Origin of the sequence: uncultured Thiodictyon sp., assembly GCF_903946935.1 — a bacterium.
Taxonomy (GTDB): Bacteria; Pseudomonadota; Gammaproteobacteria; order Chromatiales; family Chromatiaceae; genus Thiodictyon.
Genome location: NZ_CAJAXH010000259.1, coordinates 1 through 1,651, shown reverse-complemented (window position 1 = coordinate 1,651; position 1,651 = coordinate 1). Strand labels below are relative to the sequence as shown.

The 1,651-nt window shown below is 64.1% G+C and carries 1 protein-coding gene and 1 pseudogene; both read right to left on the bottom strand.

All coding sequences use genetic code 11. The features are described from left to right. Positions 1-650: 650 nt before the first annotated feature. Positions 651-974: an integration host factor subunit alpha gene (locus QZX93_RS23100; protein ID WP_295394965.1), complete on the bottom strand. Its 324-nt coding sequence runs from the start codon at positions 972-974 to the stop codon at positions 651-653. A 128-nt stretch (positions 975-1,102) separates the two neighbouring features. Beyond that, positions 1,103-1,651 (bottom strand): annotated as a pseudogene (locus QZX93_RS23095) (DNA polymerase IV); the annotation flags it as partial.

Below are 1,651 nucleotides of genomic sequence, written 5' to 3'. Positions count from 1 at the left end.
GTTCGGCAGAGCAGTAATCGCTCCAAGCCCTGTCAGGGGCTTGTCGATGCGGCTCGTTATGCGACTCTATGACGCCCTACATGTCGTCATAACATCATGTAATTTATAAATATGCCGACCTACTGAGATCCCAAAGAGCCAGATTTCTCGGGTCTTGAGTTGGTGAGTATGATGCATGTCGGCGTGCTGATGTTTGACCCAAACACCGCAATGCAAACTGGCCTTGATCGAGAATACGAGATCGCTGTTAGCTTATACGGTGATAAGCGCTAATTGTAGCGATGCGGTGTTGCGTTTTGTCTGGTGACCCCATTTAGTCTCATTAGTGAGACCAGGAGCGCTACCATGAAAACACAGCAGCCCCCCAGCCCTCCGAGCGTGGCAAGACCTGGGGACTTGTCCCGCGGCGCTATACCGCCAATCAGCGCGCGCTTGCCCGGGTTTATCTGCCCCAGTTGCTGGCCGACCTTGCCGCAACCGCTGACTCGTGCCCCGGGCGGTTGGGGGTAGGCCCAACAACGCCGCTGGTGACGAATCCCCTGACCACTGACGCGGTCCCCACGGCGCACCCAGAAACAGCCAAGTGAACCTGGTCGGCTGCGCCGTCCCGCGCTATCCCTCGCCCTGAACGGCTGGCCGGGAGAAACGGGTCACACCGCATCGGCAGAAGGCGTGCCGATCTGGGTGCCAGCATAGGCTTGCACTCGCCCTTTGAGCTTCTCGCCGGCATGGAAGGTAACGACCCGGCGGGCGGTGATCTGGACTTCCACCCCGGTCTTCGGATTGCGCCCGGGGCGCTCTTTCTTCTCGCGCAGCTCAAAGTTGCCAAAGCCGGACAGCTTGACCTCCTCGCCACGCTCCAGGGTCTTGCGGATTTCCTCGAAAAAGCTGTCGACGAGGTCTTTGGCCTCACGCTTGTTGAGCCCAAGCTCCTCGAACAGGTGCTCTGCCATGTCCGCTTTGGTCAAGGCCATCCTCTCACTCCCGTCATCGTGCGCAGAAATAGACTCAAAGCGCGAGGCACACAGGTCCCGCGATCCAAGCCGCTGCTTGGGCGGCAAGTGTCTGAGAAGACGCCTGCAAAAGCAATCTTGACAAGGGGTTATTTCTGGCCCGCTGGTGTTTCGCCCAGGCCGTGGGCCGCGTCCACGGGGTCCGTAACGGACAGCCCCCGGTGCAGGGCGCCGGCGCCAAAGCGGGCGTGGATACGGTCGACCGCGACCGTGAGGCGCCGCTCCCGCTCACTGTCCGCGGGGCGCTCGGCTGCGCCGTCGAAGAGGTCCGGCTGGACCGGCTCCGGGGTCCCCAGATCGGCGATCCCCAGGCCGATCAGGCGCACGGGCTTGCCCTGCCAGTGCTCGGCCTCGAACAGCGACCAGGCGGCGGCGAACAGGGTGCGGGCGTCGTCGCTGTGCCGCGGCAGCCGCCGCTGGCGGGTGTGGGTCTCGAAGCCCCAGAAGCGGATCTTGAAGGTGACGGTGCGCCCGGCGATGGTCTCCTGCCGGGCCGCGGCGGCGACCTCGGCCGCCAGTGCGCGCAGGGTGTCGCGCAGCACGCCGGGATCGGTCACGTCGACGCCGAAGGTGGTCTCCTTGGAGAGTGACTGGCGGGCGGTGCGCTCGCCGACCCGGTCGGAGGCGATGCCCCGCGC